Source organism: Streptomyces sp. NPDC031497 (assembly GCF_055580905.1).
On sequence record NZ_JBVIKO010000019.1, the window covers coordinates 116,943 to 142,762 of the forward strand.

Consider the following 25,820-nt stretch of genomic DNA (forward strand, 5'->3'; position numbering starts at 1 on the left):
GCCGGCCCGGGGGAGAAGCTCGTCCGGTCACTCTGCGCAACCGTGCCGAGCGCGCCCCGTGAGCCGGCGGCCCGGCGAGTGTCCGGTACGCCCGGGAGGTGCGACGCTGGGACGGCAGGCATCCGCCGAGGGGACCCGGGAGGGCCCGATGGGACGTGATGTGCCGGCCCGGGTGTTCACACGGGAGGACCGGCGCCGGTACCGCGAGAAGATGCACAACTGTCTCGACGTACTGGCGCAGATGCTGCGCGATTCGGGCTTCGAGAGCGAGCGCCCCCAGGTCGGCATGGAGATCGAGCTCAACCTGGTGGACGACGACGGGCTGCCGGCGATGCGGAACACCGAGGTGCTGCGGGCGATCGCCGACCCCGCCTGGTCGAGCGAGCTGGGCCGCTTCAACCTGGAGATCGACATCCCGCCCCGGCAGCTGACCTCCGGCGGCCCCGGCGCCTGGGAGCAGACGATCCGCGACGCGCTCAACCACGCCGAGGACCGCGCCGCGACGGTGGGCGCCCACCTGATCATGATCGGGATCCTGCCGACGCTGGCGGAACCGCACGTGGGCGAGGCGTCCCTGTCCGGTGATCCGCGCTACCGGCTGCTGAACGAGCAGATCTTCGCGGCGCGCGGCGAGGACCTCCGGATCAGGCTGGAAGGCGTGGACCGCCTGTCCATGTACGCCGACGCGATCACCCCCGAGGCCGCCTGCACCAGCACCCAGTTCCATCTGCAGGTGGCCCCCAAGGACTTCGCCGACTACTGGAACGCGGCCCAGGCGATCGCGGGCGTGCAGATCGCCCTCGCCGCCAATTCGCCCTTCCTCTTCGGCAGGGAACTGTGGCGCGAGACCCGCATCCCCTTGTTCGAGCAGGCCACCGACACCCGCCCCGAGGAGATCAAGGCCCAGGGGGTACGGCCGCGGGTGTGGTTCGGAGAGCGGTGGATCACCAGCGTCTTCGACCTGTTCGAGGAGAACGTACGTTACTTCCCGGCGCTCCTGCCCCTGTGCGACGACGAGGACCCGCGGCAGGCCCTCGACGCAGGCGGCGTGCCACAGCTCGGGGAACTCACACTGCACAACGGCACGATCTACCGCTGGAACCGCCCCGTCTACGCCGTCACCGACAGCGGGCCGCACCTGCGTATCGAGAACCGCGTCCTGCCCGCCGGCCCCACCGTGGCCGACACCATCGCCAACGGCGCCCTCTACTACGGCCTGACGCGCGCCCTCGTGGACGAGGACCGTCCGGTGTGGTCACGGATGTCCTTCGCGGTCGCCGAGGAGAACCTGCACGCGGCGGCCCGCGACGGCATCGACGCGCGCCTGTACTGGCCGGGGGTGGGCGAGGTACCGGTCACGGAACTGGTGCTCAGACGCCTGCTGCCGCTGGCGCACCGGGGCCTGGAGCTGGCCGGCCTGGACGCCTCCTGGCGCGAGCCCATGCTGGGCATCATCGAGCAGCGCTGCGTGAACGCCCGCAACGGCGCCCTGTGGCAGGCGGAGACGGTCCACCACCTGGAGCGGACCGGTACCTCCGACCGCCGGGAGGCGCTGCGGCGGATGACCACCACGTACATGGACTACATGCACCTGAACGCGGCGGCCCACACGTGGCCCGTGGAGTGAGCGCCGCAACGCGCTGAGAGGGCGGCCCGGAGTTCCCCGCACCCGCCCACACCTCGATCGCGGCCCCTGCTATCGCGTCGGCGTACATGGACAGTCGGTGGCAGGGCCCCACCGTCGACCCGGCCCCGGGGAACGGTCACCGTCATGTCAGGATGCCGGGTGACCGCTGTTGCTCCCGGAGGCTTCCTGACGTGACCGACACCGAGGTGGCCCTCGCGCCGCATCCCTTGCTGCTGGCCGACGGCGCGCCCGCCGCCGACGCGTGGTCGCTGGACCCGGCGCTGAAACACCTGAACCACGGCTCGTTCGGCGCCGTTCCGCTGGTCGCGCAGGCGCGGCAGGCACAGCTGCGTGCCGAGATGGAGCGCGCGCCGGTGGTGTGGTTCCCGGAGCTGCCCGGCCGGCTCGCTGCCACCCGCGTCGAGCTCGCCGACTTCCTGCGCGTCGACGCCGGTGACCTCGCCCTGGTGCCCAACGCCAGCGCCGGCGCCAGCGTGGTCTACAACGCCCTCGCCCGCCGCCGCGGCGGGGAGATCGTCGTCACCGACCACGGCTACGGGGCCGTCACCATGGGAGCCGAAAGGCTGGCACGCCGCTGGGGCGGCCGGGTGCGCACGGCGCGGGTGCCGCTCGGCGCGGACGAGGACGAGGCGTACGAGGCCGTGGCCGCCGAGATCGGCGAGGCCACCGACCTCGTCGTGGTCGACCAGATCACGTCGGCGACCGCACGCCGGCTGCCGGTCGAGCGGATCGGCGCGGCGGCACGCCGGCAGGGCATACCGGTGCTCGTGGACGGCGCCCACGCACCGGGTCTGCTCGGCACACCGCTCGCCGACGCGACGTACGACTTCTGGACCGGCAACCTCCACAAATGGGGCTGCGCTCCGCGCGGCACCGCGGCCCTGGTCGCCCGCGGGCCCCTGCGCGACCTGCTCCACCCACTGATCGACTCGTGGGGCGCCCAGGACCCGTACCCCGACCGCTTCGACCAGCAGGGCACGCTCGACGCCACCTCCTACCTCGCCGCGCCCACGTCCCTGGACTTCGTCGAGCGCACCTGGGGCTGGTCCGCCGCCCGCCGGTACATGGACCGGCTGGCGGACTACGCCGCCCACGTCATCGGCGCCGCGTTCACCCGGCTCACCGGTGCGGACAGCCGGGCCGACGTCGGGATGCCCGTCCCCGGCATGCGCCTGGTGCGGCTGCCCGACGGCCTCGGCCGCAGCCGGATCGAGGCCGACGCGCTGCGCGACCGAGCGGCCCGCGAACTCGCCGTCGAGGCGGCCTTCACCAGTTTCGGCGGCATCGGCTACCTGCGCGTGTCCGCCCACGTCTACAACACCCCGGCCGACTACGAGCACTTCGCCGAGAAGTGTGTCCCCGTACTCGGTAACTGGGCCCGGGAGCAGCACTGTTGAGTGATCAGGTCAAGCGTCCCGGCCTCTTGACTCGGTAGGCGCACCACCGGATCCTCGTCCCACGTATTGCGCGGGTCATGACAACCTCAAAGGTTGGCCAACCGCGCTTTCCGCCGACCGAGGGACGTGGTCCGTGACGCAGACTCGACGCTCGTACCGCAGACGCAGGAACGTCACTGTTCTGTCGTTGCTGCTCCTGGTGCTGACCGTGGTCCTCGGGCCCACCCCGAGTGCGGCGGCCGGCAACGACTGGTGGACCCCGACCGCACGACCCGCCCCGGACGTCGGGATCGACGTCACCGGCGAGCCGTTCACCGGCACCACGGCCACGGGCGAGGTACGCGGGTTCGTCGACGCGCACAACCACCTGTTCGGCAACGAGGCCTTCGGCGGCCGGCTGATCTGCGGCAAGGTCTTCTCCGAGGCCGGAGTCGCCGACGCCCTGAAGGACTGCCCCGAGCACTACCCCGACGGCTCCCTCGCGCTCTTCGACTACATCACCCACGGCGGCGACGGCAAGCACGACCCGGTCGGCTGGCCGACGTTCGAGGACTGGCCGGCGTACGACTCGATGACCCATCAGGCCGACTACTACGCCTGGGTGGAGCGGGCCTGGCGAGGCGGCCAGCGCGTGCTCGTCAACGACCTCGTCACCAACGGCATGATCTGCTCCATCTACCCCTTCAAGGACCGTAGCTGCGACGAGATGACGTCGATCCGGCTGCAGGCGAAGATGACGTACGACCTCCAGGCGTACATCGACAAGATGTACGGCGGCACCGGCAAGGGCTGGTTCCGGATCGTCACCGACAGCGCGCAGGCGCGGCAGGTCATCGAGGAGGGCAAACTCGCCGTCGTCCTCGGGGTCGAGACCTCCGAACCCTTCGGCTGCAAGCAGATCCTCGACATCCCGCAGTGCGGCAAGGCGGACATCGACAGGGGGCTGGACGAGCTGTACGCGCTCGGCGTCCGCTCCATGTTCCTGTGCCACAAGTTCGACAACGCGCTGTGCGGCGTCCGCTTCGACTCCGGCGGCCTCGGAACGGCCATCAACGTCGGCCAGTTCCTGTCCACCGGCACCTTCTGGGGGACCGAGAAGTGCACCGGCCCGCAGCACGACAACCCCATCGGCAGCGCGTCGTCGTCGGCGGAGTCGGACCTGCCGGCGGGTGTGGACGTCCCCTCGTACGACTCGGACGCCCAGTGCAACAAACGCGGTCTCACCGAACTCGGCGAGTACGCCGTGCGCGGCATGATGAAGCGCAAGATGATGCTGGAGATCGACCACATGGGCGTCAAGGCCGTCGGCCAGGCCCTCGACATCCTGGAGTCGGCGTCGTACCCCGGCGTGATCTCCTCGCACAGCTGGATGGACCTGAACTGGACCGAGCGGGTCTACTCCCTCGGCGGCTTCGTCGCCCAGTACATGCACGGCTCCGAGGGCTTCGTCGCGGAGGCGGCGCGGACCAAGGCACTGCGCGACAAGTACGGCGTGGGCTACGGCTACGGCACGGACTTCAACGGCATCGGCGACCACCCCGCCCCGCGCGGCGCGGACGCCGCCGACAAGGTGACGTACCCCTTCAAAAGCGTCGACGGCGGCTCCGTCATCGACCGCCAGACCTCCGGCGAGCGCACCTTCGACATCAACACCGACGGCGCGGCCCACGTGGGCATGATCCCCGACTGGATCGAGGACATCCGGCAGGTCGGCGGCCAGGACGTGGTGAACGACCTGTTCCGGGGCGCCGAGTCCTACCTCGGCACCTGGCGGGCCACGGAACAGCACCAGGCCTCGGTGAACCTCGCCAAGGGGCAGCCGGCGAGCGCCGGTTCGTCCGAGTGGAACCCGTTCACCAGTTACCAGCCGGGCCGTGCCGCCGACGGCGACGACGCCACGCGCTGGGCCAGTGACTGGAGCGACGACCAGTGGTGGCAGGTCGACCTGGGCTCCACCCACCTGGTGTCCCGGGTGACGCTGGACTGGGAGCGCGCCTACGGCAGGTCCTACCGCGTGGAGCTCTCCACCGACGGCACGAACTGGGAGACCGCCTGGTCCACGACCTCGGGCGACGGCGGCCTGGACACGGCCCGGTTCACCGGGACCCCGGCCCGCTACGTCCGTGTCCACGGCCTGGCGCGCGGCACCGAGTGGGGATACTCGCTGTACGAGGTCGGGGTCCACAGCGCCTGAGGCGAGGGCTGCCGGGCGGCACGCATGCCGCCGGTGCTCCGGCACCGGCGGCTGACGGAAGCGGCCACCAGGACGGCGCCCCTGGCCCGTACGGCCGTGACACCTCACCTGGACCGCCGCCACCGACAACGTGGGCGTCACCGGCTACGACGTCGTCCGCGTCAGCGGCACCACCGAGACCACGGTTGCTGCTGTCACCACCAGCACCGTCACCGTGACGGGCCTGACCGCCCAGACCGCGTACACCTTCGCCGTCTACGCCCGTGACGCCGCCGGCAACCGCTCGGCCCGCTCGGCCACGGTGAACGTCACCACCGCCAAGGCCGCCGACCTGTCCTGCTCGGTCGGCTACCGCGTCGTGGGGGAGTGGCCCGGCGGATTCCAGGGCGAGTTGACCATCGGCAACGGTGGCACCACCGCGATCGACGGCTGGCGGCTCGGCTTCGCCTTCGCCGACGGCCAGACCGTCACCACCATGTGGGGCGGCACGCCTCAGCAGACCGGCGGCGCGGTGTCCGTCACGCCCGCCTCCTACACCACCACCATCCCCGTCGGCGGCTCGGTGACCGTCGGGTTCCTGGCGAACAAGGGCGCCACCAACACCGCCCCGACCGCCTTCACCCTCAACGGCTCCGGCTGCGCGACGAGGTGAACACGCCGACCGGCGAGGTGGGGTGGGACGCACACCTCGCCGGCCGGCGCTCCCGCCTCCCCCGGGTGGCCGGGGACCCGCGCCGACCACCGCCCTCGGCGCCGAGCGCGAAGCCACGGCTCCCGGCCGGACACCCCCACGAGAGCCGGCCCCGGTCCGGCCGTCCGCCCCCCGGGTGCGTCGCCAGGAATGCAAGATCACGCAGGAACCCATACCGTCGAAGGCAACGACCAGCAGGCCCCCACAGGCCGCCGGGCGGTCGACGGAGGCCCGTTTATGCGGGCAGAGCCCCTGCGAGACTGCCAGGCCACTCAGGGAGACACGCATGAGTCGCGCCAAGCGCAGGACCCGTAACACCTCCCGCAAGCGGGCCACGCCCCGGCTCGACGGCACTGTCCACACCACGAGGAAGAGCAGGCCCCTCAACGGGCCGGGGCCCACGGCAGACGGCGACGACGCCGACGAAGGGGCCGCCCCCGCACTCACGGCACCCCACGAGGAGCGAGTGCCGCCGGCGGAGCACGTCGACGCCCCCGGCCGCGACGGGACCGCGACGACAGCCGTCGCTCAGGGGGAGCCCGCGCCGGGCCGCCCCACCGCCGACAGGCCCACTCCACAGCCCCCGCCGGCCCTCCACTCCCGGCCCGACACGTCCCGGCCGGAGACGTCCCGGCCCGAGACACCCGGACCCGAGCCATCCCGGCCTGAGACGTCCAGATCCGACACGTCCCGGCCTGAGACGTCCGGATCCGAGCCATCCCGGCCCGAGACGTCCAGCCCCGAGACGTCGCCGCCCAGCACGTCCCCGCCCGTCACGTCCTTGTCCGAAGGCGCAGGCCGCGCGGCCCCGGCGCCACCGACCGCGCGCGACACGCTTCCGAGCCGCCGCCCCGCACGGGGCCCTTCGCTTCGGCCGCGGACGATGCGCATGCGGATATCGGAGGCAGAACCCTGGTCCGTGACGGTGATGAGCTTCCTGCTCCTCGGCGGTCTCGGCATCCTCACCGTCGTCACCTCGACCGCCGCCTGGGGCCTGGCCGCGATCCTCGCGCCGGACGCCCTGCCCCGGCTGAGCACGTTCCTGACCGTCGCGTTCACCGTCATCACCCTCGAAGTCGTCCTGGGCTCGTGTCTGGCAGCCCTGACCACCTTCCTGTACAACCTGACCGCCCCGTACAACGGCGGCCTCGAGATCTCCCTCACCGACGACCTCGGCCCCACCGAGGCGGGCGCCAACGCCCAGTTGGCCATGGACCGCGCCGGCATCCGCGCCCGCCGCTACCTGCGTGCCCACACCCCGGCCTGGGTCACCAGGGCGGTGCGGCACCTGTCGGCCAGGTACGGCCCCCTGCGGGGCAGGAAGCCGACGGCACCGAGCGAGCATGCGGTCCCCGTCAGGCCGGATGCCGGCCAAGGGGAGTGATCTAGGAGGCGCCCAGCGACACCACGGTGGCGTCCGCGGTTCCCTGGGGTGTCTCGAAGCTGACGGTGTCGCCGACCCGGTGTCCCAGCAGCGCGCGTCCGAGCGGGCTGTCCTGCGTCACCAGGTTCTCGTCCGCTGCGGAGGCGATCTCACCGATCTCGACGCTCTGCACCGCGCCGTCCTTGAACCGCACGGTGACGTTGCTGCCGACACCGACCACGCCCGCGGGGGCCGGTCCGGCGACCGCCGCCTGGTGCAGCCGCAGCGTGATCTCCTCGATGCGAACGTCCAGGCGCCTGAGGTCGTCGGCCCGTTGCAACTCGTCGGCCTCGTCCGCGTGGTCGCCCGGGGAATCGTCGCCCCGCAGCGTCACGGCGACGTCCTGCCGCTCGGTGTGGAGATCGGCGAGTTGCTGCTCCAGCGCGCGACGACCCTCGGCGCTGATCGGTTCGGGACCGCCCATGTCCGCTCCTTCGGTGCCGGATCCTTCGGTGGCAGAACGACCGAGGCCGGGATGTGGATGACATGCTGTACCGATATTACCGATATGTCCGTCACCATGTCCGTCACCGTGATGCCGTCAGGGCGGCGGCCCCCGGCGCCCGGGTCAGCGAAGGAAGCCCTCGTAGTTCCGTTGCTGGAGCTGGCTCTCGATCTGCTTCACGGTCTCCAGGCCCACACCCACGATGATCAGGATGCTGGTGCCGCCGAACGGGAAGTTCTGGCTCGCCCCGAACCCGACCAGCGCGATGGTGGGGACGAGGGCGATCACCCCCAGATACAGCGAACCCGGCCAGGTGATCCGGTTGAGCACGTACGACAGGTACGTCGCGGTCGGCCGCCCGGCCCGGATGCCCGGGATGAAGCCGCCGTACTGCTTCATGTTGTCCGCGACATCCTCCGGGTTGAAGGAGATGGAGACGTAGAAGAACGCGAAGAACACGATGAGCAGGAAGTACAGGACGATGTAGATCGGGTGGTCGCCCTTGGTCAGGTTCTGGGTGATCCACCGTTTCCAGACGGAGTCCCCGCCCGAGAACTGCGCGACCAGGGCCGGGATGGACAGCAGCGAGGAGGCGAAGATGACCGGGATCACGCCTGCCTGGTTCACCTTCACGGGGATGTACGTCGCGGTACCGCCGTAGGACCGGCGGCCGATCATGCGCTTGGCGTACTGGACCGGGATCCGGCGCTGGGCCTGCTCGACGAAGACGACCAGGCCGACCATGGCGAGGCCGACGACGATGACGGCCCCGAACTCGATCCAGCCGCCCGCCAGAGTGCCCTGCTTCTTGATGGCCCACAGCGCGGACGGGAAGGAGGCGGCGATCGAGATGAACATCAGGATCGACATGCCGTTGCCGATGCCGCGGTCGGTGATCAGCTCCCCGAGCCACATGACGAGGGCGGTGCCGGAGGTCATGCAGATCACCATCGTGGCGGTGGTGAAGACCGACTGGTTCGGAATGATGGCGGAGGCGACCGAGCAGCCGGAGAAGAGCGCGCCGCTGCGGGCGGTGGCGACCAGGCCGGTGCCCTGCAGGACGGCGAGGGCCACCGTCAGGTAACGGGTGTACTGGGTGATCTTCGTCGTGCCCGCCTGGCCCTCCTTCTTCATGGCTTCCAGACGAGGGATGACCACGGTCAGCAGCTGAAGGATGATGCTGGCCGTGATGTACGGCAGGATGCCCAGCGCGAAGATCGTGATCTGCAGCAGCGCGCCCCCGCTGAAGAGGTTGACCAGGCCGAACAGCCCCTGGTTGCCGGACGCCTCACTCACACACCTCTGGACGGCTCGGTAGTTGACGCCGGGGATCGGGACATGGGTACCGACCCGGTAGAGCACGATCATGGCCAGTGTGAAGAGCAGCTTCTTACGCAGGTCAGGCGTCTTGAAGGCATTGATGAACGCGGTGAGCACGGTGCCTCCTGCACCCCTTCGCGCATGGGCCGTCGGGGTCGGCGAACGGTTCGGGCCACACATGCATGACTCCTCGCGCGTCGCCCGACACCTGTTCAACGGAATTTGCAACTTATGGGCTCACATCACCCCCCGCACTCAGGTACTCACCTCTCGAAGGAGGCGTAAGCGGCCTCCTGCCGCCACTGGACGGCGGCCTTCGGGCTGCCGGCGACGAGCCGGAGGCACTCCGCGCTCGGGGTACGGCCGCTGCCGGGCAACTGGCCGGTGCAGGCGGCCGCGGGGCGGTAGCCGTCCCGAGTGGGGTTGCCCCGCCACAGGCTCCGGCCGGGGAGGAACGCGTACTCGAGGGAGGCGCGGGCCAGGTCCTTCAGCTCGGGGTAGGTCAGGCCGTAGGTCTGGGCGGCGTACTGGTACTCGTGGGTGACGTCGATGCGGGAGACACCGGGGTCGTCGGTCGCCAGGACGACCGGTACGCCGTAGGAACGGTAGGTGTTGAAGGGGTGTTCGGCGCCCCGCACGCCGAGGATCTGGGCGTTGCTGGTGAACGGCACCTCGACGGCGATCTGGCGGGCGGCCATCGTACGGGCCGTCTGCTGCCAGTCGTCCTCGTGGACCAGGTCGACGCCGTGACCGACCCGCTCCGTGCCGGCGACGTTCACGGCCTCCTCGATGTGGAACCTCAGGGCCTCGGGCTTGACCAGCCCGGGCCACAACTCGCCCGCGTGCAGGGTGACATGGGCCTTGGGGTAGACGGTGCGCAGGTAGTTGACCATGCGCATCTGCAGGCTGTAGTTCGCCAGCGAGCTGTCCCAGTCCTCGGGCTGGACGAGGTTGACGGCGACGAACCGGGAGTCACGCTCGGCGAGCCGCATACCGAGGGCCAGCTGTGTGAAGACGCGCTCGGGTGAACTACCGCGGCTGACCTGGGAGATCCAGCGCACGGTCAGCGCACAGCCGGGGCGGGGACGGCTGGTGCCGCAGCGGGCGGCCGTACGGAACTCGGCGTCACCGTCGTCGGTCTCCTTGACCGCGTCGGCCACGACCTTGTCGAGCCTGCCGCCGGCCACGAGCTTGGCGTGCAGGGCGGCCAGGTCGGGGTCCCAGCCGACCTCGGCGGCCAGCTGCCTGGCGCCGTCGGAGGCCGGGGTGATCATGGTTTCCAGGTAGAACTGGTTTTGCGCCGCGTCCGCGTCGGCGACCTCGGCGAGCAGCTTTCCGCGATGGCGCCAGGGCACCTCGCCGAACTTGTTGAAGGTGTCGAAGAAATGGTCGTGACCGTTCTGGTCCGGCGGGAAGTCCTGCATCGACCAGGCGCGCACGATCGCGTCGTGGAGGTCGCGGTCGGTGCGGGCGTCGGCGGCCGGGCGGGTGCCGGGGCCGCACGGCGGTACGGCGGCGGTCAGCGTGGCCGTGCCGATACACAGCCCGTCCTCGGCGGCGAGCTCGATCAGGTACTCGGTCCTGACCGCCCCGGAGAGGTGGTTGTGCAGGTCGCCGCCCTTGGGCAGGTGCCGGAAGAAGCCGTGCAGCAGCCTGGGGTCGTTGCGGATCGACTCCAGGTACGCGGCCGTTCGCGCCTCCGCGGCCGTCATCGGCCGGGGCACGCCTGGGACCGCCCCGGTGTGTGCGGCCGCGGGCGGCGCCGCCGACAGGGACGCGAGGCAGAGCAGGGACAGGGCGCCGAGTCCGGCGGAGAGCGCCGTGCGGCGTGAGGGGTGCGCGGCACGGGGGCCGTGAGGGGTCGTCACACCAGGATGATCATCGCATCATCCTGGTCGGTCCCGGCTGCCGCGCGGTGAGCACGACGGAGTCACCCGCGTGGGCGCAGCCATTGACCGGACCGGCCGCACAGGCCGCATGGGTCTCAGGCGCGGGTGCTCGTGAGTTCCGGTGTCTCCGGGACGTGCTGCCGCTCAGTCCGTCGCCGGCTTCGGTCGACTGACGCCCGCGTGCTCCGCCAGCGCCCGCTGCCGGGCGTAGTCGACGGCCGCCGCCAGGGTCTGGATGTCGTAGGCACCGTGGTGACGCCGGCCGTTGATGAAGAAGCTGGGCGTGCCGGAGACGCTGCTGAGGTCCGCGGAGTCCACGTCCTCCGCCACCCGGGGAGCGCCCCGGTGCCGCTCCAGGTCCTGCCGGAACCGCTCCATGTCCAGCCCGAGTTCTTGGGCGTAGCGCAGCAGGTCGCGTACGTGGAGAGCGTCCTGCCGCTCCAGCAGGAGGTCGTGCATCTCCCAGAACCGCCCTTGGCGAGCGGCGGCCTCCGACGCTTCCGCCGCCAGTTGCGCGTTCGGGTGGACGTCGGTCAGGGGAAGGTGCCGCCACACGTAGCGGACGTCCGCGTCGCTGCCCAGCAACTCCCGCACCACCGGCTCGGCCTGACCGCAGTACGGGCACTCGAAGTCGCCGTACTCCACCAGCGTGACCGCCGCCCGTTCGGGTCCGCGAATGCGGTCATGGCGCGCGTCGACGGCGACCGCGAGGTCGGTCAGCGGATCGGCGTTGCCCAGCAGCGCCCGGGCCCGGCGGGCGGGCGGCAGCAGGTTCATCACCCCGGTGACCGCCCAGCTCACCGCGAAGGCGCCGACCAGGGTGGCGAGGATGCCGATGCGCGCCTGGTCCAGTTCGTCGCCTTTGAAGGCCAGCGAGGCGATCAGCAGGGAGACCGTGAAGGCCGCCCCGGCGATCGCTCCGCCGGCGGTGACCGAGCCCCAGCCGACACCGGGCCGTAGCCTCCCGCCCGACAGCAGCCGTGCGGCTGCCATGGACCCGACGAGCCCGATCATCTTGCCCACCACACAGCCGCACACGATGCCCAGCGTGATCGGCGAGGTGAACGCCGCGGCGAGTTTCCCGCCGCTCAGCTCGATACCGGCGTTGGCCAGCGCGAACAGCGGCACGATGCCGAAGCTCACCCACGGCAGGAACTTCTGCTCCAGCCGCTCGTTGGGGGAGATCGCGGCGGTCAGGCCCAGTACGGCCGAGCGCTGCAACTCGGGTGTGGGCTGTTCCCGGAACAGGCGGAAGAGACGACTGGCCTGCTCCAGATCCTCCCGCGGCGCCGGGTAGGCGACGACCAGCGCGCCGACGGCGAGTCCGGTGACGACCGGGTCCACTCCGGCCTCGTGCAGTGCCACCCAGACGATCACCGACAGGACGGCGCAGTAGCGCCCCTTGCGGACCCGTGCCAGCCGCAGCAGCGTGATGACCAGCAGCGTGCCCACGGCCACCAGCAGCGCGGGCAGGTGGATGTCGTCGCTGTAGAAGACCGCGATCACCAGGAGCGCGACCAGGTCGTCGACGACCGAGATGGACAGGATGAACGCCCGCAGGGAGGCCGGCAGCCGCGACCCGAGGACGGCCAGGATGCCCAGCGCGAAAGCGGTGTCCGTCGACATCGCGGTACCCCAGCCGTGCACCGAGTCCCGGCCCGCGTTGAACGCGAGGTAGATCAGTGCCGGAACGATCATGCTGCCCAGGCCCGCCACCGTACTCAGCAGCACCCAGCGCCGGTCACGCAGTTCCCCCATGTCGAACTCGTGCCGAGCCTCAAGGCCGACGACGAAGAAGAACAGGCTCATCAGACCGGCGTTGATCCACTCGTGCAGGGTCAGCGACAGATTCCTCGTGTCGAAGCCGATCGTGAAGTGCGCCTGCCACACGGCCTCGTACGAGTGCATGTCGATGTTGGCCCACAACAGCGCGACGGCCACCGCGCCGAGGAGCAGGACGGCACTGCCTGTCTCGGTCTGCACGAAGGAACGCCAGCGCGTCTTGCTCTGCGTGGCCAGTCCTTCGGACGCCTCAGTGGACTCATAGCCGCTCACGTGCCGATTATCACCGCAGCCGAACAGCCGCACATGGATCGTGCGACTTTGCTCCGGCCCGTGCCCTCATCGGAGCAGCCGGCCCCCGGCACGGGACGCCACGGGCGGCTGTTTCGACAGCGCCACCCCCTTCGACGACCGCGGGTACCGCCCGTCCGCGTGATGGCGGCCTTCCAGACGGTCTTGTTGACGGCAAGTCAGGTAAGGCCCTCCGGAAGCGGTCCGAGTGCCCTCGCCCCAGAGGTGTGTGACTTGTCACGCCTGCCCAAGGCGGTCTGAGTTGTCTGCATCACAGCGTAAATGTCCATTTGGCGTCCATGCTCGAAGCGGCAACCGACTCCCGAAGTGGTGCCCATCGCCAGCCTCTTGGGTGCGAAGTTCCCAGTGACCCATGACACGGCTTTCGTGCCATTTATCCCTTTTCCTCCGAAAGGTGCTTCACCATGGCCGCTTACCTCTGCCCCCCTGCCGTGATACACGGCGAGCACGCTGTGGAAACCAGCCAGATCGTGGCGGAGGTGCGCGACCGGCATCCGCACGCTGCGTGGACGCCGCGGATCGAAGGCATCGCGGCCAGCACGGGTATCGAGACCCGCGGCTGGATGCTGCCGCTGGAGGCCGCCGTCGCGCCCGGCAAGGGCGGTGGCCTGGGGGCTGTCGGAAGTGCGCCGGCCCAAGTGGCCTTGGCACGCGAAGGGTTCACCCAGCAGGACGTGGATCGCGTGATCGCCGCACTGGAGGCGATACCCGCGCCGCAGACCGTCCAGGAGCGCACCGCGCCGGCCTGGGAGGCGGTGCAGTCCTACGGGGAGCATGCGGCGCGCGGCGCCCTGCAGATCGCCGGGCTGGACGCCGCGGACATCGACTGCCTGATCACCAGTCACTCCACCACCCCCGCGCTGCCGGGGCTGGACATCGCCCTGGCCAACAGGCTTTCGCTCCGCGACGACGTGATGCTGCTGCCGGCCACGCAGTGGGCCTGCATCGCGGGAACCCGCTCCCTGGCGCTGGCGGCGGATCTCGTGGCCGCGGACCCCGACCGGGTGGTCCTGGTCGTGATATCGGAGGCGCTGAGCACCACCTACCAGCCCGCGGACGACACTCTTGAGTCCCTCATCGTCCGGCTCCTGTTCGCGGACACCGCGGTCGCCGCCGTGGTCACGGGCCGCCCGCGCAGCGAATCGGTGCTACGGCTGGACGCCGCCTGGCACCACACCCTGCCGGACACCCAGGACCTGCACCGCCTGGACACGCGGGCGGACGGCACCCACTTCGTGATGGACCGGCGTGGGCCGCGCGCCGTGCAGGAGACGGTCACCGCGATGTGGGAGTGGCTGCGCGTCCGATACGAGGACCACCCCGACTCCTGGCACCCGGACGTGCTGCTGGCGCACCCCGGAGGGACCCGGGTGCTGGAGTACATGGAGCAGACGATGCCCGACGCGTGGCCGTCGGGGCTGCTGGACTACAGCCGGGACAGCTACACCAGCGGCAACCGCGGAGGCGCCGCCGTCTTCGACATCATGCGGCGGGCCTACGACGCCGGGCAGAAGTCGGGCAGCCGCGCCGTCCTGTACGCGGCGGCACCGGGCCTCACCGCCACCGCCCTGGAAGGGGAGTGGCTGTAGCAGGAAGGCGGGACGGAGGGGTGGCGGTGGTATGAGGCCGCGCCGCCCGGCCGTCCTCGCGTCACCTCGCGACCTCCGCCCAGACCACCTTGCCGGTGTCGGTCCACCGCACGCCCCACCGGGTGGTGAGCCGGTGCACGACGTACAGTCCGCGACCCGCGTCGTCGTAGAGGCCGCCCCGCCTCAGGCGTGGCCTGCCGTTGCCGGTGTCGCCCACCTCGCAGAGCAGGCTCGGGCCGGCCCTGATCAGCCGTACCGTGACGGGGCCGGTGGCGAAGCGCACCGCGTTGGTGACCAGCTCGCTGGCCAGCAGCAGCACGTTGTCCCGGGTGTCGTCCCGGGTGTGCCACCGCCGCAACAGCGCGGAGAGCAGTATGCGGGCACGGGCGGGCGCGTCGTCGCGGGCGGGCAGCCGCCAGGTCGCGGTGTCCCCCTTGCGGTAGCCGATCATCCGCGCCAGCAGCAGGGTCACGTCGTCGCGCTGGTGCGGGGGTGCCAGGGCGGCGACCACATGCCGAGCGGCCTGCTGGAGGGCGTCCCAGGGATGCACCGTGGACATGACATCCGCCAGCCTGCCGATGCCGTCGTCGATCGCCACGGTCGGATCCTCCACCAGGCCGTCCGTGTAGAGGGCGAGCAGAGAACCGGGGGGAACGTCGAACGTGTGTACGTCGAACGGCTCTCGCAGTGCGAACTCGGCGCCCAGACCGGGGTGTGGGCGGATCGCGAGCGGGCCCGCGCGCCCGTCCGGGGACACGAGGACCGGGGGGAGGTGGCCGGCGCTGGACAGCGCCATGCTGTGACTGACCGGGTCGTAGAGGGCGATGCAGCAGGTCGAACCGAGGGCGCTGTAGCCGGCCGCCAGCCCGGACTCCGTGTCGTCCAGCAGCGTCACGGTCTCGTCCAGGTGCTCCAGTACCTCGTCGGGCGCGAGCCCCGCGGACAGCAGGGCGCGGGCCTCCATGCTCAGCTGGCCCATGGTCGCCGCGGCTCCCAGGCCGTGTCCGACGACGTCACCCACCACCAGCGCGGTACGGCCGTCCGGCAGCGGAAAGCTGTTCACCCAGTCACCGCCGACCCCCGCGCTGTCGGGCGTGGCGGGCTGGTAGATGCTGGCGATCTCGATGGTGTCGCCGCCCGTGCGGGGCAGCAGCCGGCGCTGCAACGCCAGCACCTGCTTGTGCTCGCGCTGGTGCTGACGGGCCAGGTCGACGTGGTGGACGGTCCTGGCGACCAGTTCCTGCAGGTCGAACAGCTCGCTGTCACGGAACGGGCTGCCGGCCCGCCGCCAGATCTCGGCCAGGCCCAGCACGACGGGCGGCGCGCCGTCCAGGACGAGCGGTATGCATGCCACGCCCGCCGACCGGTCGCCGGGCACCAGGGCACGTATCAGCCGCGGACTGCCGAGGACCCGCTCGACCGCCTTCCGGTCGGGGATGACGATGGCCTGCGGGGCGTCGTCCCGCAGCACCGCCTGCGCCAGCAGGCGACTCGCGTCGCCGGGAAGATCGTCGCCCGGAGTGGCATAGCCCTCCGGCCATGCCCGGTTGGGCACCAGGGCCGCCCGCCGCAGCCGGATGCGCCCCTGCGCCTGCGCGGTGACCCCCTCGCCCGTCCACACGGCGAAGTCGAGGTCGACGGCGGCCACGTCTCCCCAGGCCAGCAGGGACTCCGCCAGTGACTGAGCGGTCTCGCCGATGTCCAGCGAGGTGCCGATCGCGGTCTCGGCGGCGTACAGGTGCAGCCTCTTGGCCATGGCGATCACGGAGACGGTCAGGCCTTCCTGAGGCGCCGCGGCGGGCAGGATGCTCAGCGACACCACCAGTTCCGACCCGTCGCGGCGCCGCAGGCGCTGGATCCGCGCGACGTGCGCCTCACCGGTCTCCAGAACCTGCCGCAACCGACGTGTGACCGTCGGTACGTCCCCCGGGGGCAGGAGATCGACGAAAGGACTCCCGGGCACGGCGTCCAGACCGGCGAACACCGGGGCGTCCAGATTGGCGCGGATCACCCTCAGATCCCTGTCCAGGTTGATCACGCCGAGTATCTGGTCCTGACGGCCGGCTGCCGGGCCGTCGGGTTCGCGGAGACGTGTGCCGTGCCCGGCGGCCGGTTCCCCTTCTCCACGGGGGACATAACGTCCCAGGGCGCGGCTGACCATGTCGAACGGCGAAGACGACGAGGAGGATGGTGTGGAGTCCATGTGGCTCACTCAGCAATCGCCGACGCAGCGCCGGAGCCGTGCTCGGACCCGGCGAGGGGCCCCGAGATCCCTGACCGCACACTTCATTGAATATCACCGGGGCCCGCTTCGCCCACACCGGCGGATCACCCGGCGAACGCGGACAGTGAACGAACAGCGGCCAGGCCGGGCACCCACCGGAGCCGACGGCCGACCGTGTTCAAGCCGGAACCGTGTTCAAGCCAGAACCGTGTTCAAGCCGGCTGTCCTGGGGCGCCGGTCAGCAGCGGCAGGCCCAGGCGGTCGGCGAGTTCGGGTACGTCGATGCCGAAGGTCTGCCGCACCCGGACGCCGTCCGAGGTGATGTCGAAGACGGCCAGATCCGTGTAGACGCGGTCCACGCAGGCCAGGCCGGTGAGCGGGTAGCCGCACTCGGAGACCAGCTTGGGTGCTCCGTCCCGGGTGAAGAGGTTCATCATCACGAAGACCTTCTTCGCCCCGATGGCCAGGTCCATCGCTCCGCCGACCGCCGGAATGGCGTCGGGTGCGCCGGTGTGCCAGTTGGCCAGGTCGCCACGTGCGGAGACCTGGAAGGCACCGAGGACGCAGATGTCCAGATGGCCGCCGCGCATCATCGCGAAGGAGTCCGCGTGGTGGAAGTAGGCGGCGCCCGGCAGTTCGGTGACGGGAACCTTGCCCGCGTTGGTCAGGTCCGGATCGATCTGGTCCTCCGAAGCGGCGGGGCCCATGTTGAGCATGCCGTTCTCGGTGTGCAGGACGACGCCGGAACCCGGGGCGAGGTGGTCGGCCACGAGGGTCGGCTGGCCGATGCCGAGGTTGACGAAGGCTCCCTGCGGGATGTCACGGGCGATGAGGGCGGCGATGTCGTGCTTGCCCAGCGGGCCCTGACCGCCGGTCGTCGCGGAAGTCCGGGTCATGAGTGATCAGCCACCTGTACTACACGGTCGACGAAGATACTGGGCGTCACGACGGTCTCGGGATCGATCTCGCCGGTCTCGACGACCTCGCGGACCTGGGCGACCACGGTGGTGGCCGCGGTGGCCATGACGGGACCGAAGTTCCGCGCGGTCTTGCGGTAGACGAGGTTGCCCATCCGGTCGGCACGATGAGCGCCGATGAGCGCGACGTCTCCGCCGATGGGGTACTCCAGCACATGGAGGCGGCCGTTGATCTCGCGCACCTCCTTGCCCTCCGCGAGCAGCGTGCCGACACCGGTGGGGCAGAAGAAGGCGCCGATACCGGCTCCGGCCGCCCTCAGCCGTTCCGCCAGAGTGCCCTGGGGAACCACCTCCAGTTCGATCCGGCCCGCCCGGTAGAGGTCGTCGAACACCCAGGAGTCCGCCTGGCGGGGGAAGGAACAGATCACCTTGCGGACCCGTCCCTCGGCAAGCAGCGCGGCAAGACCGGTGTCGCCGTTCCCGGCGTTGTTGGAGACGACCGTGAGGTCCGTGGCCCCCTGCCGTATCAGAGCGTCGATCAGCGCCACCGGCATGCCCGCCATGCCGAAGCCTCCGACGAGGACCGTCGAGCCGTCCCGGACGCCGGCGACCGCCTCGTCCGGATCAGCACACAGCTGCGTGGTCACTGGCTGCTCCCGGCGACATTCTCCAGGACCACGGCGAGGGCCTGGCCGACACCGATACAGATCGCCGCGACGCCCCACCGCTTGCCCGACTCCTGCAGCCGGCGGCAGAGGGTGCCCAGCAGGCGGCCGCCGGACGCACCGAGGGGATGGCCGAGCGCGATGGCCCCGCCCTTCGTGTTGACGATCCCGGGGTCGACGTCCCACGCGTCCACGCACGCCAGCGCCTGGACGGCGAACGCCTCGTTCAGTTCGACGGCGTCGACGTCGGCCCAGGAGATGCCCGCGCGCTTCAGCGCCCTGTTCACGGCCTCGACGGGCGCGTACCCGAACATCTGCGGATCCACCGCGGCCACTCCGCGGCCCGCGACGCGCGCGAGGGGATCCACGCCGATGCGGGCGGCGGCCGCGGCCGAACCGAGCAGCACCGCGGAGGCGCCGTCGTTCAGCGGCGAGGCGTTCCCGGCCGTGATGAGGCCGTCGGGCCGGTAGGCGGGTTTGAGCGTGGCGAGCTTCTCCATGGTGGACCCGGGGCGGATGCCCTCGTCGCGTTCCAGAACGGTGTGGCCGCCGTCCGAGACGGGGACGACCAGGTCGTCGTAGAAGCCCGCGTTCCAGGCGTCGTCGGCGAGACGGTGGGAGCGGAGGGCGAACGCGTCCTGGCGCTCGCGGGAGATGGCGAAGCGGTCGCCGAGCTGTTCGTTCGCCTCGCCCAGGGAGACCGTCCACTCCTTGGGCATGCGCTCGTTGACAAGGCGCCAGCCGAGCGTGGTGGACACGGCGGTGACGTCCCCCGCGGGGAAGCCGCGCCCGGGCTTGGGCAGAACCCACGGCGCGCGGGTCATCGACTCGACCCCGCCGGTCAGGACGATGTCCGCGTCGCCGCTCTCGATGCCGCGCGAGGCGATCAGGGCGGCGTCGAGGGACGATCCGCACAGGCGGTTGACGGTGGTCGCGGGCACCGAGGTGGGCAGCCCCGCCAGCAGAACGGCCATCCTGCCGACGTTGCGGTTGTCCTCGCCGGCGCCGTTCGCGTTGCCCCAGACGACGTCGTCGATGCGTCCCGGGTCGAGAGCGGGGGTCTTGGCGAGGACCCCGCCGATGACCTGTGCCGCGAGGTCGTCGGGCCGGACCTCGGAGAGGGCGCCCCTGAAGCGGCCGAAGGGGGTTCGCACCGCCGAGTAGAGATAGCTGTCGGTCATACCGTCACCGTAGGAGCGCGGACTGCGGTGCGTCCAAGACCCAATCTGCATGGATTAATAAGCTGATCTTATAGAATCGGGGTATGGAGCTGCGACAGATCCGGTACTTCCTGGCGCTGGCCGAGGAATGCCACTTCGGACGGGCGGCCACCCGCCTGCACGTGGCTCAGCCGGCCCTCTCCCAGCAGATCAAACAGCTGGAGAAGGAGCTCAGGACCACACTGTTCACCCGCTCCACCCGGCACGTCGCCCTGACCGAGGCCGGACACCACCTCCTGGAGCACGCCCGCACCCTGGTCGCGGAGGAGGAACGGGCCCGCCGGCACCTGACAGAGCTGGCCGACGGCCACGCCGGACGGGTCTCGACCGGCTTCATCGGCACCGCGACCTACGACCTTCTGCCGCAGGTCGCACGCACCGTACGGGCCCGGCTGCCCAGGATCACCATGGACCTGCGCGGCGAACTCCTCACCCCCGACCTGGTCGACGGGCTGCTCGCCGGCACCTACGACCTGGCGGTCCTGCGCGGCCCCGCCGACCACGAGGACATCCGCACCACCCCCCTGCGCTCCGAATCCCTGGTGGCCGTGCTCCCCTCGCACCATCCCCTCGCGGCCCGGCGGCGCGTCTCGCTCAAGGCCCTGGCCGACGAGCCGTTCGTCGTCCACTCCTCGCGGTCCTCCATGTACGGCCGGGTCCTGGCCGCATGCCGGCGCGCCGGATTCCAGCCCACCTCACTGATGGAGGTCGGGGAGACCGCCACCCTGGTCGTCTTCGTGGCCGCCGGACACGGCGTAGCCCTCGTTCCCTCACCGGTACAGAGCCTCCGCCTCGCCAGCGTCGCCTATGTGCCCCTCACCCAGACCGAATCCGTCGATCTGGTCCTCGCGAGCCATGCCCGGCGCGCCACCCCCGCCACCGATCAGGTCGCCTCTGTGATCAAAGAATGCGTGGACGGCCTTGAACACAGGGAAGCCCCGCCCTCTACGCTGGAGGGATGACGAGCGGCACGACCGGTGCTCCGGTGCGCTTCAGTACGACCGGCCTTCCCGAGGCGGAACGCATCGCCCTGTGGGAAGAGCACAATGCCGAGGCCCTGATCGGGCTGCGCTGCCGTTCCCTGCACGACACCGCCCTGGACGCGACGGAGATCAACCTCCAGCTGCCCCGAGCGCATCTCGCCCGGGTCCTGGGCAGCCCCCACGTCGTGGAACGACCCGACGCCGAGATCCGCCGCGTGCCCTCGGACGCCGTGGCCTGCTATCTGACCCTGGCCGGTGACGCCTTCTTCTACTACGACGACGGCGTACGGCTGCTGCATCCGGGACAGCTGCTGGTCTGCGACGCCGACCAGCCCTTCATCCGGGGCTTCTCGCACGGCCTGGAGGAACTCGCGGTCAAGATCCCCCACACGGTGTGGCGCGACCTCGGCGGGCCGCCCGCCCTGCCGCAGCCGCTGGTCATCGACGCCGACGCCGTCCACACCCGCACGCTCGCCGCCCTCGTCGCCCGGGCACTGCCACCGAAATCCTCCGCCGCCGCGACCGTGGACGAGGACGCCGTGCTGGACCTGCTCGTATCCGCCGCGAGCGGCCGCGGCCCCTCCCTCTCCACCGTCCACCTGACCGTCGCGAAGACCTACATCGACGACCACCTGGCCGACCTGGGGCTCTCGGCGGCCCGCATCGCCCGCGGCATCGGGATCAGCGAGCGCCACCTGTCCCGGGTGTTCGCCGCGGGTGGCACGAGCGTGCCGCGGTACCTGCTGCACCGCCGCCTCGAGCGCGCCCGCACGCTGCTGGGCACCGGGGGAGAGGCGACCGTGGCCGAGGTGGCCGCGCGCTGCGGGTTCGCGTCGGCCGCCCACTTCTCCCACCGGTTCAGGGAACGCTACGGTCTGCGCGCCACCGACGTCCTGCGCGAGGCGCGCGCACGGTCGTAGCGGGGTGCGGGATCACGCGCCGTCGGGCGCCAGCACGATGTCGAAGCGGACCCGGGACCAGGACCGCTCCCCGAGGTCGCGGCCGTCCGGCGTGGGCGTACCCGCCGGCTGCGTCACGAAGTCCTTGACGAGCGACTCCTTCACCCCGAACACGGAGTCCCGGTCAAGCAGTTCGTCACCGCCGACGAAGATGTGCGTGACCAGCGTGCGCAGCGCGGGAGAGCTCACCATGAAGTGCAGGTGGGAGGCGCGCATCGGCGAACGTCCGGCCGCCGCCAGCAGCGCTCCCACCGGCCCGTCGTGCGGAATCGGATACGGCGTCGGGGTGAGCCCCCAGAACCGGTAGTGGCCGTCGGCGTCGCTGAACAGGTGCGCCCGCGCCGCCAACCGGTCGTCCCCGTACTGCGTGTCGTAGAAGCCGTCCTCGTCGGCCTCCCACACCTCGATCCGCGCCCCGGCCACGGGGTTTCCGGCGGAGTCGGTGACGGTGCCCTCCACCCAGCAGGGTTCTCCGGCGGCCCCGAAGGCGAGATCGCCGCCCTGGGGGATCTCGGGGCTGTTGTCGACGAAGAACGGGCCGAAGACGGTGGCCTCGGTGGCGTCGCCGTACGCCTCGTTGTTGACGGCGACCGTCTGCATGGAGGCTCCGAGGACGTCCGACAGCAGGATGAACTCCTGGCGGCGTTCGTCGGTGATGTGACCGGTGCGGGTGAGGAACTCGATCCCCTTGCTCCACTCGCCCTCGGTGAGCCGGACCTCCCGGACGAACGCGTGCAGGTGGTGGACCAGCGACCGCATGATCTCGCGCAGCCGTGGATCGGCGCATTCGTCGAAGGACGCCAGCACCTGGCGGGTGATCTGCTCCTCACGCTCCTGCTGCTCGGCCGGGACGGGGGTGCGGGGGGTGGGGGTGTCGTTCATCGGGCTTCCCAGGCGTTCCGGACCAGATCGGTGATCGCGTCGAGTGTGACGGGCCGCGGGTTGCCCGCGGGTGCGGCGGCCACGACGGCCTCGGCCACGGCCGCCACACCGTCCCGGGGCATACCGAGGTCGCGCAGCGAGCGCGGCGCCCCGAGCCGGTCACGGAGGCCGACGAGCCCCTCGACAGCGGACGGGGAACCGAAGGCCGCGGCCAGGCGCCGCTCGGCGTCCGGGGCGAAGGGCACGTTGAAGGCGAGGACATGGGGGAGGACCACCGCGTGGGTCTGGGCGTGCGGCAGGTTGAACATGCCGCCCAGCACATGGCAGATCTTGTGATGCAGTCCCGACCCGGCTGAGGCGAACGCCACGGCGGCCAAGTAGGCGCCGTACAAGGTCTGTTCCCGGCCGTCCAGCGCCTGAGGGTCCTTCACGACCAGCGGCAGCCCCGCCCGCAGCGCCCACACGCCCTCGGCGGCGAGAGCCTGGTCGATCGGATCGGTCCGCGGTGCCCACATGGAGTCCACGCAGTGGGCGAGCGCGTTGAGACCGGAAGCGACACTCATCTCGACCGGAAGGGACAGCGTCAGCGAGGCGTCGTAGACGACGGCACGCGGCAGGACCTTCGCGTCCGTACCGGTGGTCTTCACGGAGTCCTCGGTCAGCCCCCACACGGCGGTGGCCTCCGAGCCGGCGTACGTGGTCGGGACGGCGACGATCGGCAGCCCGGTGGTCAACGCGACCGCCTTGGCCAGGCCCGTGGTGGAGCCGCCGCCGATACTGATCAAGGCGTCGACGTCCCGTTCGGCGGCCGCCGAACGCGCCCGGAGGGCGACCTCGACGGGCACGTGCATGACGACGTCGTCGTGCCGGTGGGCCACGGGCAGGCCGGCGGTGACGCGATCGGCGAGCTCCTGCTCGGCCGCCCCCGCGATGACCATCACCCGCCGGGCGCCGAGCGCGGCGACCTCCGCGGCCAGGCCCTCCCCGGCCGCGCCGGAGGCGAACCGCACCCGCTGCGGCAGCGTGTCGTGGACGAACCGCACGGTCTAGTCCCTTCCCAGGACGGCGAGCAGAGCAGCACGCAGCTGATCTTCGGGGTTCTCGGGCAGCTCCATGGCCCGCCACGCGATGTGCTTGTCGGGCCGCACCAGCAGCACCCCGCTCTCGTCGATCTCGCGCAGCTTGGCCCAGTCGTAGTAGAGGTCGGTCACCTCGCGGCCCGGGCCGATGACGACGGTCTTGAGCGGGACGCCCAACTCCTCGCCGACCTTCTCGGCCGCCTGCTCCCACGCCTCACCCGCGATGCCGGTCAGCAGCGTCCAACGGTCGTACGGCGCCAGGTCCATCAGCGCGTGACGGTGTGCGCTGTCCCCGACCCAGGCGTGCGGTAGATGCGCGCCGGGGACGGTCGACATCTCGTAGTACAGATCGGCATCGCGGGCGGGCGCCGGCAGTTCGCTGCCGTCGGAGACGACGGCCGTCGAGGCGTAGTGCTGGCCGAGCTCCACACCGTGCGCGTTGAACTCGTAGTTCTTCAGCTCCATCGCGCGCACCAGCGCGGCCCTCTTGGCGGCCCCCGCGGGAGTGTTGGCCTTGCGCTCCTCGATGGCGGCCGTCATCGCGGCCTCGTCCGGCGCCCCGAGAACGCCCAGCGCCTCGAAGATGTCGATGAACTCGCGGCTGGACTTGTTGGCGCGCTTCACGATGCGCTCGGCGACGGGAGCCCGCTCGGCCGTGTAGGTCTCCAACAGCCCCGGCCCCGCATGCCCCTTGAGCACGGCAGCGATCTTCCATGCCAGGTTGTACGCGTCCTGGACGGAGGTGTTGGAGCCCAGTCCGTTGCTCGGCGGATGCCGGTGCACGGCGTCGCCCGCACAGAACACGCGTCCCTGGTGCAGCCGCGTCGCGTACATCTCGTTGTTGCCCCACAGGCTGGTGCCGGTGATCTCCACCTCCAGGTCGGGTGCTCCGAGGAGGTTGCGGACGATCTGCACGGCGGCGGCCTCGTCGACGACCGGGGGTTCCCCGGAGATGTCGTAGCCCCACACGATCAGCCACTCGTTCCACGGGCGCACCATGCGCACGAGCCCGGCGCCGATGCCGCCGACGTTCGAGCCGGGCTGGACGACCCAGTACAGGACGGACGGCCGGTGGGCGACGTAGCGGCTGATGTCGGCCTTGAACGTGATGTTCATCGAGCCGGCGATGTCCATCGCGCCCTCGTAGGGCAGGCCGATGTCCGCGGCGACCTTGGAGCGGGCGCCGTCCGCGCCGATCAGGTACTTCGCGCGGATGCTGTACTCGTGCCCGGTGAGCCGGTCCAGCACCCGCACGGTGACTCCGTCGGCGTCCTGGGTGTGGGACAGGTACTCACTGGAGAACCGGGTCTGCGCGCCGCGCTGCGTCGCGTTGCGGACCAGGATCGGCTCGAGATACGTCTGCGGGATGTCCACGGTGAGGCAGGGGGAGGCCAGCCGGTAGTCCGCCTCGCGGTCCGGCCGGGTGCCCCAGGTGTGGATACGGCCGATCTCCTCCCCGGTGATGCTGGTGCAGAACACCGTGTCGCCGACGAGGGCGTGGTCCGTGGCGTCGGCCAGCACCTGCCCTTCGATACCCAGATCGCGGAAGACCTCCATCGCGCGCTGGTTGGTGATGTGCGCGCGGGGGGTGTTCGCCGTCCACCGGTATTTCGTGATCATGATGGTGTCGACGCCCAGCGTCGCCAGCAGCAGCGCCGCGGAGGCGCCCGCGGGACCGGAACCGACGACCACGACGTCGGTCGTGACGGCCGAGTCGGCCGGCAGCTCGGTCTCGGACATCCCGTCGTTGAACGTAGGCATCGTGCTGACCTTTCATCGATCCGGCGGCGTTGCCGGCTGCGCCAGTGTGAAACGGACTCGGACGGTACGGAACAGCGTGGCGGCGAGGTCGGCGGATGCACCAAGAGATGGCGGATCCACGAAAGGCCGGTCGCACCGCGGTGTCCGAACGCGCGGCAGCCGCCGAGCTTCGAGCAGTTCGCCAACTCGTCGCGGTGCATGTCCGCGGTGTGTCCGGCGATGCTGGTCAGACCGAGGGCGAAGTAGCCGTCGTCGAGCGCACGCCGCGGTTGCTGTCCCATGGGGAGCCCGTGAGGCGCCCAGGGGAAAGCCTTCGCTGAAGCCGTACTCGAAGGCGAGGGCGGTGAAGCCGCAGCGTTCGACGAGGAACCGCAGGATGCGCCGGCGCGGAAGTGCGAACTCCTCGATGAAGTGGGGGTGTTCGCCGATCGCGACGACGC

The 25,820-nt window shown here is 70.9% G+C and carries 18 protein-coding genes and 1 pseudogene; 8 read left to right on the forward strand and 11 right to left on the reverse strand.

Translation table 11 applies throughout. From position 1 onward, the window contains the following. Window positions 1-148 precede the first annotated feature (148 nt). The 5 genes and pseudogenes from ACZ5K7_RS32910 (at window position 149) to ACZ5K7_RS32930 (ending at window position 7,314) form a co-directional block, all read left to right on the forward strand. On the forward strand, window positions 149-1,627 hold the full coding sequence (locus ACZ5K7_RS32910; protein WP_468919046.1) for a glutamate-cysteine ligase family protein: 1,479 nt from the start codon (window positions 149-151) through the stop codon (window positions 1,625-1,627). A 191-nt stretch (window positions 1,628-1,818) separates the two neighbouring features. Beyond that, the gene (locus tag ACZ5K7_RS32915) at window positions 1,819-3,045 is read left to right on the forward strand and encodes an aminotransferase class V-fold PLP-dependent enzyme (RefSeq protein ID WP_468919048.1); all 1,227 of its coding nucleotides are present in this window, start codon (window positions 1,819-1,821) and stop codon (window positions 3,043-3,045) included. A 133-nt stretch (window positions 3,046-3,178) separates the two neighbouring features. Then, complete coding sequence (locus ACZ5K7_RS32920; protein ID WP_468919051.1) at window positions 3,179-5,239, forward strand: galactose-binding domain-containing protein; 2,061 nt, start codon at window positions 3,179-3,181, stop codon at window positions 5,237-5,239. Between the two features lie 103 nt (window positions 5,240-5,342). After that, window positions 5,343-5,891 (forward strand): annotated as a pseudogene (locus ACZ5K7_RS32925) (cellulose binding domain-containing protein); the annotation flags it as partial. Between the two features lie 928 nt (window positions 5,892-6,819). Next, window positions 6,820-7,314: a DUF3566 domain-containing protein gene (locus tag ACZ5K7_RS32930; protein ID WP_468919054.1), complete on the forward strand. Its 495-nt coding sequence runs from the start codon at window positions 6,820-6,822 to the stop codon at window positions 7,312-7,314. 1 nt (window position 7,315) lies between these two features. On the opposite strand, the gene ACZ5K7_RS32935 is transcribed toward ACZ5K7_RS32930, so the two are convergent. The 4 genes from ACZ5K7_RS32935 to nhaA all read right to left on the reverse strand — a co-directional run bounded on the left by ACZ5K7_RS32935 (window position 7,316) and on the right by nhaA (window position 13,062). Continuing rightward, window positions 7,316-7,777: a GreA/GreB family elongation factor gene (locus ACZ5K7_RS32935; RefSeq protein WP_351701863.1), complete on the reverse strand. Its 462-nt coding sequence runs from the start codon at window positions 7,775-7,777 to the stop codon at window positions 7,316-7,318. Between the two features lie 144 nt (window positions 7,778-7,921). Further along, window positions 7,922-9,235, reverse strand: a complete 1,314-nt coding sequence (gene secY / locus ACZ5K7_RS32940; RefSeq protein WP_351701860.1) for a preprotein translocase subunit SecY — start codon at window positions 9,233-9,235, stop codon at window positions 7,922-7,924. 146 nt (window positions 9,236-9,381) lie between these two features. Further along, window positions 9,382-10,986 (reverse strand): adenosine deaminase family protein, encoded by a 1,605-nt coding sequence (locus tag ACZ5K7_RS32945; RefSeq protein ID WP_468919059.1) that lies wholly within the window; start codon window positions 10,984-10,986, stop codon window positions 9,382-9,384. A 165-nt stretch (window positions 10,987-11,151) separates the two neighbouring features. After that, window positions 11,152-13,062, reverse strand: a complete 1,911-nt coding sequence (gene nhaA, locus ACZ5K7_RS32950; RefSeq protein ID WP_468919061.1) for a Na+/H+ antiporter NhaA — start codon at window positions 13,060-13,062, stop codon at window positions 11,152-11,154. Between the two features lie 443 nt (window positions 13,063-13,505). On the opposite strand from nhaA, the gene ACZ5K7_RS32955 reads away from it, so the two are divergent. After that, on the forward strand, window positions 13,506-14,690 hold the full coding sequence (locus ACZ5K7_RS32955) for a beta-ketoacyl-[acyl-carrier-protein] synthase family protein (protein ID WP_468919064.1): 1,185 nt from the start codon (window positions 13,506-13,508) through the stop codon (window positions 14,688-14,690). Between the two features lie 61 nt (window positions 14,691-14,751). Here the strand turns inward: ACZ5K7_RS32955 and ACZ5K7_RS32960 are convergent, their stop codons facing one another. The 4 genes from ACZ5K7_RS32960 to ACZ5K7_RS32975 form a co-directional block, all read right to left on the reverse strand. Continuing rightward, on the reverse strand, window positions 14,752-16,893 hold the full coding sequence (locus tag ACZ5K7_RS32960; protein ID WP_468919067.1) for a SpoIIE family protein phosphatase: 2,142 nt from the start codon (window positions 16,891-16,893) through the stop codon (window positions 14,752-14,754). Window positions 16,894-17,126: 233 nt separating this feature from the next. Continuing rightward, window positions 17,127-17,810: a 3-oxoacid CoA-transferase subunit B gene (locus tag ACZ5K7_RS32965; RefSeq protein ID WP_351701846.1), complete on the reverse strand. Its 684-nt coding sequence runs from the start codon at window positions 17,808-17,810 to the stop codon at window positions 17,127-17,129. Continuing rightward, window positions 17,807-18,478 (reverse strand): 3-oxoacid CoA-transferase subunit A, encoded by a 672-nt coding sequence (locus ACZ5K7_RS32970; RefSeq protein ID WP_351701843.1) that lies wholly within the window; start codon window positions 18,476-18,478, stop codon window positions 17,807-17,809. The genes ACZ5K7_RS32965 and ACZ5K7_RS32970 overlap by 4 nt, the downstream gene beginning before the upstream one ends. Next, window positions 18,475-19,677 (reverse strand): thiolase family protein, encoded by a 1,203-nt coding sequence (locus tag ACZ5K7_RS32975; RefSeq protein ID WP_468919071.1) that lies wholly within the window; start codon window positions 19,675-19,677, stop codon window positions 18,475-18,477. Before ACZ5K7_RS32975 ends, ACZ5K7_RS32970 begins: the two co-directional genes overlap by 4 nt. An 83-nt stretch (window positions 19,678-19,760) precedes the next feature. On the opposite strand from ACZ5K7_RS32975, the gene ACZ5K7_RS32980 reads away from it, so the two are divergent. Both ACZ5K7_RS32980 and ACZ5K7_RS32985 read left to right on the forward strand, forming a co-directional pair. Continuing rightward, on the forward strand, window positions 19,761-20,678 hold the full coding sequence (locus ACZ5K7_RS32980) for a LysR substrate-binding domain-containing protein (protein ID WP_468919073.1): 918 nt from the start codon (window positions 19,761-19,763) through the stop codon (window positions 20,676-20,678). Continuing rightward, window positions 20,675-21,619, forward strand: coding sequence for a helix-turn-helix transcriptional regulator (locus ACZ5K7_RS32985; RefSeq protein WP_468919076.1), 945 nt, complete (start codon window positions 20,675-20,677; stop codon window positions 21,617-21,619). The genes ACZ5K7_RS32980 and ACZ5K7_RS32985 overlap by 4 nt, the downstream gene beginning before the upstream one ends. Window positions 21,620-21,631: 12 nt before the next feature. Here ACZ5K7_RS32985 and ACZ5K7_RS32990 read toward each other — a convergent pair whose 3' ends face one another. Genes ACZ5K7_RS32990 through ACZ5K7_RS33000 form a run of 3 tightly spaced genes read right to left on the reverse strand, consistent with a single transcriptional unit; the run spans window position 21,632 to window position 25,380 of the window. After that, on the reverse strand, window positions 21,632-22,540 hold the full coding sequence (locus tag ACZ5K7_RS32990; protein WP_468919079.1) for a dioxygenase family protein: 909 nt from the start codon (window positions 22,538-22,540) through the stop codon (window positions 21,632-21,634). Continuing rightward, window positions 22,537-23,583 carry a maleylacetate reductase gene (locus tag ACZ5K7_RS32995; protein WP_468919082.1) on the reverse strand — a complete coding sequence of 349 codons (1,047 nt, stop codon included), beginning with the start codon at window positions 23,581-23,583 and terminating at the stop codon, window positions 22,537-22,539. The genes ACZ5K7_RS32990 and ACZ5K7_RS32995 overlap by 4 nt, the downstream gene beginning before the upstream one ends. Before the next feature lie 3 nt (window positions 23,584-23,586). Continuing rightward, window positions 23,587-25,380 carry an FAD-dependent oxidoreductase gene (locus ACZ5K7_RS33000; protein ID WP_468919085.1) on the reverse strand — a complete coding sequence of 598 codons (1,794 nt, stop codon included), beginning with the start codon at window positions 25,378-25,380 and terminating at the stop codon, window positions 23,587-23,589. Window positions 25,381-25,820 lie beyond the last annotated feature (440 nt).